This is a genomic window from Endozoicomonas sp. (genome assembly GCF_051008435.1).
GTDB lineage: Bacteria > Pseudomonadota > Gammaproteobacteria > Pseudomonadales > Endozoicomonadaceae > Endozoicomonas_A.
In genome coordinates, this window is the sequence record NZ_JBPCXO010000055.1 from 1 (window position 1) to 8,316 (window position 8,316).

The 8,316-nt window shown below is 49.2% G+C and carries 5 protein-coding genes; all 5 read right to left on the bottom strand.

The features are described from left to right. Positions 1 to 121: 121 nt before the first annotated feature. Positions 122 to 1,273 carry a glycosyltransferase family 4 protein gene (locus tag ACR2PX_RS02475; RefSeq protein ID WP_433997775.1) on the bottom strand — a complete coding sequence of 384 codons (1,152 nt, stop codon included), beginning with the start codon at positions 1,271 to 1,273 and terminating at the stop codon, positions 122 to 124. Next, on the bottom strand, positions 1,270 to 2,271 hold the full coding sequence (waaC, locus tag ACR2PX_RS02480; protein ID WP_433997779.1) for a lipopolysaccharide heptosyltransferase I: 1,002 nt from the start codon (positions 2,269 to 2,271) through the stop codon (positions 1,270 to 1,272). Before waaC ends, ACR2PX_RS02475 begins: the two co-directional genes overlap by 4 nt. A 2-nt stretch (positions 2,272 to 2,273) precedes the next feature. After that, entirely contained in the window at positions 2,274 to 3,317 is a 1,044-nt protein-coding gene (waaF, locus tag ACR2PX_RS02485) for a lipopolysaccharide heptosyltransferase II (RefSeq protein WP_433997776.1), read from the bottom strand. A gap of 474 nt (positions 3,318 to 3,791) precedes the next feature. Then, complete coding sequence (locus ACR2PX_RS02490) at positions 3,792 to 4,718, bottom strand: branched-chain amino acid transaminase (protein ID WP_433997777.1); 927 nt, start codon at positions 4,716 to 4,718, stop codon at positions 3,792 to 3,794. 472 nt (positions 4,719 to 5,190) lie between these two features. After that, positions 5,191 to 8,100 (bottom strand): bifunctional [glutamate--ammonia ligase]-adenylyl-L-tyrosine phosphorylase/[glutamate--ammonia-ligase] adenylyltransferase, encoded by a 2,910-nt coding sequence (glnE, locus tag ACR2PX_RS02495; protein WP_433997778.1) that lies wholly within the window; start codon positions 8,098 to 8,100, stop codon positions 5,191 to 5,193. Positions 8,101 to 8,316: the final 216 nt, after the last annotated feature.

The following is an 8,316-nucleotide window of genomic DNA, read 5'->3' on the forward strand; positions in this document are numbered from 1 at the left end:
CTGATTTGGCCATTTTTTATGATTCTTTTCGTTGAATAGCTCGCTATTCGCCTCAAATAATCATAAAAACTGTCTCAAACCGGACTTTTCCTCGCTACGGTCGGCTAAGTCCGACAGACTCCTAGAAGATTTTCGGGGACAGTGTATGGTCAGATTTTCGATGACCTTGTTCAATAATGATATCGGATGCACGCTCAGGCATGCTGTAAAGGTCTTCAGAGTGACTGAAAGCGATGGCATTATTTTGCCATTCCTGCCATTTATACGATAACAGCATTTCCCCGGTTTGTTGGTTAAGACTGTCCTGACTGAACGGGCTTGTTACAACGGTGCCTGCATTAGCATCACTGATGTAGTGTGCGTAGCCACAGACATCCGTGGTGAGCACGGGTAAGCCTGCCACCAGGGCTTCCAGAAGTACGGTTCCGGTATTTTCGTTATAGGCTGGATGAATAAGCAAGTCAGCACCTAACAGAAACCGTGGAACGTCGTCTCGTCCGGCAAAGAATTGCAGTTGGTTCTCAATGCCGAGTTGTCTGGCCAGCGAGGCAAAAGGCTTTTGCTTATCCTGGCCGATCACAAAGAAGCGAGTTTTTTGCTTCAGAGTGTCAGGTAGTGAGGCTACAGCTTTAATAGCTCGGTCCAAACCTTTGGTTCGAAAGCCTGAGCCCACCATCAGGATCAGTTTATCCTCATTAGTGAGTCCAAACTCCTTTCGGAAGTCTATTCGAATGGCGTCGGCATTTTCGGGTCGGCATCGATCTTTTGAAATACCGGGAGGCAGTAAGTGTATGCGTTCATCCGGCGTATGGTAATACTGTTGGAAAACAGGTTTTTGCAAGGCTGATATCAGTAGGGAAACTGTGTGGCTTTGTTGCGAGAAAACCGCCTCTTCAAATCCTTTGTAATAACGAAAGCGAGATGTCAGTCGATACCACCAACCCTTTGATTGTGCTTTATCCAGATAACAGGTATCAGCGGCATAATACACATCCAGCCCTGACATTTTATTAAATCCGACCAGAGTGACTTCTGGCTGATTGGCTAGTGCTTTGCTGATCTGTTCTTGAAAGTTCAGCATCCTAACGTGGTTTGAGCTGCCACTGACGTTTAAAAACCGGATGTCGAAGTCATCAGGTTGTTCACCCTGCCAGCTGGTAGTGAAAACAAGAATCTTATGACCTCTTTTTTGACATTCGAGCGCAATTCTCAAAAAGTCTCTTTGCAGCCCCCCAAAAGGAAAGTATTTATAGAGGGCGAAAGCCAGAGTCATGAAGACCTCTCCTGAAGAAGCTTCTCAAGATAGGGCCAGACGTAGTCCGGTGTCATGGGGGTGAAAATCTCCGGGTCTGCTTTAGGGAGCTGACTTTTCGGGCATTGGTCCACGGTCAGATGTATCTGAGAGCTTCCATAGGCTCCTACCAAGTCTGGGCTGGTGGGAGCGTAAAGAGAAATGGCGGGTGTTTCCAGAGCAGCTGTTAAATGACCTAAGCCAGTATCGACAGCAACTGCTGCTTTGGCATTGGCTATGACCCCCGCAATACCTGCCAGGCTGAGTCGTGGCAGTACTTCAATGTTGTCTGAACTTTTAGCAATGCAATTAGCACGCTCTTTTTCTTTTTCACTGCCCCATGGAATGACAATATGAGCCCCTGCGGCCTGAACCTTCTGGGCGAGTTTGCACCAGTACGCTTCTGGCCAGTGTTTGGTTGGCCATGTTGTGCCATGGATAAATACGACATAGGGCTTATTGTTGACCAGATCGTCATCGAATCTGGACTGGTCCAGTAGAAACTGTCCCGGCTGCTCTGGCAGTTGGTAGTCCAGAGCTTTGGCAAAGAGTTGTCGTACACGCTCTACTGCGTGTTGTCCCCAATGAACCGTTTTTGGGTAATCATAAAATTTTGCCGCAACAGGCTCACGGGCTGAGTTTCTATCCAGTCCGTATTTTGGGCCTTTTGCCATGCGGGTTATCAAAGCACTTTTCAGCAAACCTTGTGCATCAATGACCGCATCGTATTCCCGGGCTTTCAGATCTTTCCGGAATCGACGCCATTCCCCAGAGCGCACAGTGCTCAGAATTGACTTTCGCCATCTTCGTACAGCAACAGGTATGACTTTATCAACAGCAGGGTGCCAGCGTGGGATTTCTGCAAACCCTTCTTCTACTACCCAGTCAAAGCGAATGCCCGGGATAGCTGCAGCTGCATCGGTGAGTGCAGGAAGCGTGTGAATCACATCGCCCATGGAAGTGGTTTTAACAATAAGCACTCTCAACCCTGAATCTCCAGAGTCTGTTCGCCAGACAATCTTTCCAGGGCACTCAGAACCATTTCGGGTCCCAGTTTCTTCATACAGTTAAGGTGTTCCAATGGGCATTCACGTTTGAAGCAAGGACTGCACTCTAGTCCCAGCCAGAGCGTTTCGCTGTTGTCATTCATGGGAGGCGTATGAGCTGCTGTGGTTGAGCCATAAACGGCAACCAGTGGTCTGGAAAGTGCAGCAGCAATGTGCATGAGGCCTGAGTCGTTTGAAACCACTGCATTGACCAGAGACATCAGGTCAACGGCGTCAGCTAATGTGGTTTGTCCTGCCAGATTAAAACAACGTTCCTGCAGGTTTCTGGGCAAATAGCCCATAATTTCATTGGTTACCGCACGGTCTTTTTCGGACCCAAACAGCCAGATTTGCCAGCCTTTCTGAACCATCGTCAAAGCTACTTCGCCATAATAACCGGCAGGCCATTGTTTAGATGGTCCAAACTCAGCACCAGGACAAAGGGCGAGGATGGGCAAATCTCTAGAGAGCTGATAGCGGTGTAATGCTGAGGCAACATTATGGCTTTCAACACTTAAAGCCGGTTTGGGAAGAGGAGCAGGCAGTGGTGACTTGTCCGGATAGGCCAGCGCAACAAAGCGCTCAACCATCAGAGGGTATTGTTCTTTATCCAGCACTCTTAAGTCGTTGAGCAGACCGTACCTCATTTCTCCCCGCCAGCCCGTTCTGACTGGAATGCCAGCAAGAAATGGAATCAGGGCAGACTTCAGTGAGTTAGGCAGAAGAATGGCTTGGTTATACCCTTGAGCTTTCAGGTTTTTGGCTATTTTACTGCGCACACCAAGGTTTAAGCTGCCATGTCCTACCGGCATATCTATGCCGTTTCGAACTTCAGGCATCCGCTCAATGATGGGGCGGCTCCAAGCGGGTGCCAGTACGTCTATGACAGCCTCTGGATGTTGTCGTTTCAGGGTAATGAACAGGGGTTGAGCCATTACCATATCCCCCACCCAGGAGGGACCGACAATCAAATACTTCACGTTGCAGCAGTTCCTGTTTCCAGAAATCGGTTCGGAGCCGATTGCTTGTATTTGGGCACGCTACCGCCCTCAGTGAGAGCGTGGCAGTCACCGATGGCAGAATCAAAAAGACTGGACAGAATCCAGCTTCAAGTTTGGGCAGGTCCCTGAATGCAAGAAATACAGGGGTAGTGCGCCATATAAAATCCCTGAACACAGCTCCACGGCTCGGGCCTCATGTTTCGCTCTAACTCCTACATCCTGTAGTCGTGTGCTTCAGGGATACATAACGTCCGTGTAAATAAAAAGTGGCGCAGATTATACGCCACTTTGTTTATCAATAACTCAGTAATTGTTACAACATACCGAATGAAGGCTGGGAGCCTGACCGAGAATAGCGGTTGAGATTACTTTTCATACAAGAGTCAGTAGAACGAAGCCGTTCTTTCTGGATTTTAGGCCGACCTGCCTATTCTCGGTCAGGCTCCTGATGATTTACCTCACATGAGCCAGCCATTCAGGGTAGGTTTCACGCTTGCCAGTCACCTGATCAAAATACATGGTTTGCAGTTGTTCAGTGATTGGACCGCGCTGACCACTGCCAATGGTGCGACCATCGTGCTCGCGAATGGGTAGTACTTCAGCGGCAGTACCCGTGAAGAAAGCTTCTTTGGCAATATAGACTTCGTCACGGGTAATACGCTTTTCCCTGACTTCCAGCCCCAGGTCCTGGGCAAACCGGATAATGGTGTCACGGGTGATACCTTCCAGGCAGGAGGTCAGTTCAGGGGTGTAGAGAATGCCATCTTCCTTCACAATGAAGACGTTCTCACCACTGCCTTCTGCCACGTAACCCTCATTATCCAGCAGCAGCGCTTCTTCACAGCCACTGTCCAGAGCTTCTCTGAGTGCCAGCATGGAGTTCATATAGTTACCATTGGCCTTTGCCTTGCACATGGTAATGTTGACATGGTGACGGGTATAGGAAGAGGTGCGAATCTTGATGCCTTTCTCTTTGGCATCAGGGTCCATGTAAGAAGGCCAGTCCCATGCAGCAATGATGCAGTGAACTTTCAGCCCTTCTGCACGTAACCCCATGCCTTCAGAACCCAGGAAGCACATTGGGCGGAGGTAGGCGCTGTCCAGGCCATTTTCACGTACTACCATCTTCTGAGCTTCGATTAACTCTTCACGGGAGTACGGAATGGTCATCCCCAGAATATGAGCACTTCTGAACAGTCGGTCAGTGTGTTCTTCCAGGCGGAAAATAGCGGGACCTGCGTCTGTGTGGTAGGCACGGACACCTTCAAAGACGCCCATGCCGTAATGCAGGGTATGGGTCAGAACATGGGTTTGTGCTTCTCGCCATGGAACCAGTTTGCCATCAAACCAAATAACGCCATCTCTATCGGCGAAAGACATGCGAAAACTCCCGGTGCAATCCAGTTATTTTAACCATAAGAATGCTGCAATTTTCATTGTCGAAGGGGGCAGCTTTGTTTTCTCATGGCAGTATTTTGATCTTTCTGAAGACCCTTTTTAATATGAAAGTTCATTTCGCCCTTTGGACGGTGAAATGATTTTCTTTGCTCATGGTTGCTTGGGACACCAGTTCAAATGATGTCCCGAAACCATCCTGACTTATTTTCAGAAGCCAGATAGAGCATAGCCAATGAGGCGCTCCCAGACTTCAGGGGTATGATTACGCAACCAGGCGGGTCTCAGGCCTGGTCGGCAGGCCACTGTGGATAGGGTGGCCATGATTCTGTCTGCTGTCTATGGGCTGTTGGCACTTCGGTTGTCTGCAGGCAGATGGGTATTGGATCATACTTTGCTACTGATTCCAAACGGCTGCGCGGGCATTTACCTCTAGTGAAGATCTGTACCGGAACGGTTATTCCATCCATTGCTGCCATAACGCTTCAATGTGCCGGGTAAAGGGCTCTACTAAGGGTATTTCCACAAAGGGTTGCTCATTTTGCAGTGCTTTTGAATGAGCGGCCTTTCTCAGAAATTTATAGGCTTCTCTTAACTCGTCACCTTCTTCATTAGTCAGGTACCCGGCTTTTTCCAGAGATTCAGAGATTCGAATGTTGTCCGGAAAGTGTGCAATCTCAATGTGAGTGTGTGCATGGGCTAACACTGCGTATTGCATCAGGAATTCAATATCGACGATACCGCCACGATCATGTTTTAAGTGGAAGAGAGGCTGGCCCTGTTCATCCTGGTGGGATTTTGTCAGGTGCTCTTGCATCTTGTGGCGCATGTTGACTACATCCTTTTTCAAGCTGTCCGGGTCTCTCTCAATGGCCAGGATGCTCTTGCGTAGTGCTTCAAATTGCCTGGTAAGGTGCTTATCTCCAGCCACTGCTCTGGCTCGGACCAGAGCCTGATGCTCCCAGGTCCAGGCTTGAGTACGCTGGTACTTTTCAAAAGATGCCAGTGAGCTGACCAGCATGCCGGAAGCGCCTGAGGGGCGCAGACGCATATCGACTTCATAGAGTCTGCCGGAAGGTGTATGGGTGGTGAGTATGTGAATGATTCTCTGACCCAGGCGAGTGTAGAAAGTAGAACTTTCAATAGGGCGAGGACCGTCTGTTTCTTTATTGGTCGCGCCATTATGAACAAACACCAGGTCCAGATCAGAGCCCGGACTCAGTTCAATGCCTCCCAGTTTGCCGTAGCCAATAACGATGAAGCCCGGGTCGCAGAGCGAACCGTCGTCACTGACAGGGTATCCGTGACGTTCAATCATTGTTTTCCAGGCCAGGCCGACCACCTGATCCAATAATGCTTCTGCAATCCAGGTCAGGTAGTCACTCTCTTTCATAAGCGGCAGTGTCCCCGCTACCTGGGCAGCAGCGACCTTCAAAAGATGTGAGATCTTGAAGTAGCGAAGCGCTTCCATCTGAGCTTCCAGATCTTCTTCCGGAATATGGGTCAGCTGTTGTCTTAGGTCGTGTTCCAGTTCAGCTTTTTGTGGTGGGTTATAGAGATCTTTGATGTCGAGAAACTCATCCAGCAAGGCGGGATGTCGGGCAATCTGGTCCGCAATCCAGGGGCTGGCGGTACAGAGACTGATCAAGTGCTCCAGTGCCCGGGGGTTTTCCATCAACAGAACCAGATAAGCGGTTCTGCGCAACACACCTTCAATCAATGGAAGGATACGGGTCAGAGCCAAGTCAGGATGTTCGCTATGACCGATATATTCCAGCATGAGTGGCATGAAGTTATCGAGTCTTTCCCGGCTTTGGCGGCGAACTCTGGTAATAGCTTTGCCATCTCTGAGCGCCAGCAGGCGTCTTCTGGACTGCTCCTGATCAGAAAAACTATTCTCCTGAAATTGCTTTAGTTCTTCGTCTTCAGTAAGACTGCCTTGCCACAATAGTTTCCATTGTTCCTGAATGGTATGTTTTTGATCTGTAGTTTCTTCCGGTATAGCAACGACTTGGTCAAAGTGGTGGACCACCCGTTCTCTGTAGTGATCCAGCGAAGTTATCAGGGAAGGCCAGTCATCATGCCCCATACTAAAAGCAATTCTTTCCCGTTGTAGGGGGTCTTCGGGCAGGTCCTGAGTCTGTTTATCCTGCAAGGCTTGAATAGCGTGCTCTACGTTTCGAAGATATATATAAGCTTCATTTAATTCTTTGGTGACTTCTTTTGGCAGGTAATGAGGCGAGAGACGGCTAAGAACAGTCAATAACCCCTTTTCCTGAAGGCTTCGGTCCCGGCCACCATGAATCAGCTGAAAAGACTGGGCAATGAATTCGATTTCGCGGATACCGCCAGGCCCCAGTTTGATGTTGCCATTCATTCCTTTGCGTTTCACTTCTCGCTGAATCAGAGTTTTCATATCCCTGAGTGCAGAAATGGCACTGAAATCAATATATCTTCGGTAAGTGAACGGCTTCAGGGTGCTGAGCAGGTTTTGTCCTTCATGGATGTCTCCGGCGATTGCCCTCGCTTTGATCATGGCATAGCGTTCCCAGTCCCTGCCCTGATCCTGATAATACTGTTCCATGGCTGAAAAGCTCATGGTCAGTGCACCGCTGGTACCGTAAGGCCTTAGTCGCATATCGACCCTGAACACAAAGCCGTCGGCCGTTTGGCTGTCCAAAACCTGGATCAGGCGTTGACCAAGGCGGATGAAAAATTCCTGATTATCCAGGGAGCGGGCGCCTCCCACGGTTTCCCCTTTATAGGGATAGGTGAACATTAAATCGATGTCAGAAGAAAGATTCAGCTCATGTGCGCCCAGCTTTCCCATGCCAAGCACAATCATCTTTTGTGGCTGGGGCGGTTCTCCATAAGCCGATCCCATGGGGGTACCAAACGTTTTGCGAGCTTCTTCATAGAGCCAACTCAGTGACTGGTCGACACAGGCATCAGCCATGGCAGAGAGGTCAAGGGTTGTTTCCTGCATAGTGCACAACCGGTTAAGGTCGCGCCAGATGATCTTGACCATCTCCCGGTTTCTGTAAACCCTGAGCTTATGCATCAGATCGTTTTCGTCGAGAGCTTCCAGAGTCAGCTGGTGGAGCGCATTTTGATGCCGACTGGCTTTGGGAATCAGAAATAAGTCCTGACTCTGATGGAGTTGGAAAACCAGGTCCGGATGTTTCAGGCATTGTTCAAATGCGAAGTCGCTGCCTGCCCAGGTTTTAAAAAGTTGGGAGAGAAACTCCGGAAGCAGTGTATCAGGACTATCGGTCAGGTTTTTTGTCCGGCATGCTTCCAGGAAATCGTCCCACTGATTGTTGATGATTTCTTTTACCGAAGCAGGGCATTGATCTGGCAACTCCATGAGGTGAAGCTCTCCATAAACGGGAACGTATAGAGTATTAGTTTACCGTGAAAATGATGCTCTCCCTATATACGGAAAGCTATTTACAATGGCTCTTAATGGATTCCGGGGAGTTATCCAAACAGCACCTCCAGAAGACCGGAGAGAGCTGCTTTTCCCCGTTTTCTGATGTTGTGCAGACACTCGAAGAAACCTAAATACAGCGGTAACTTCTCT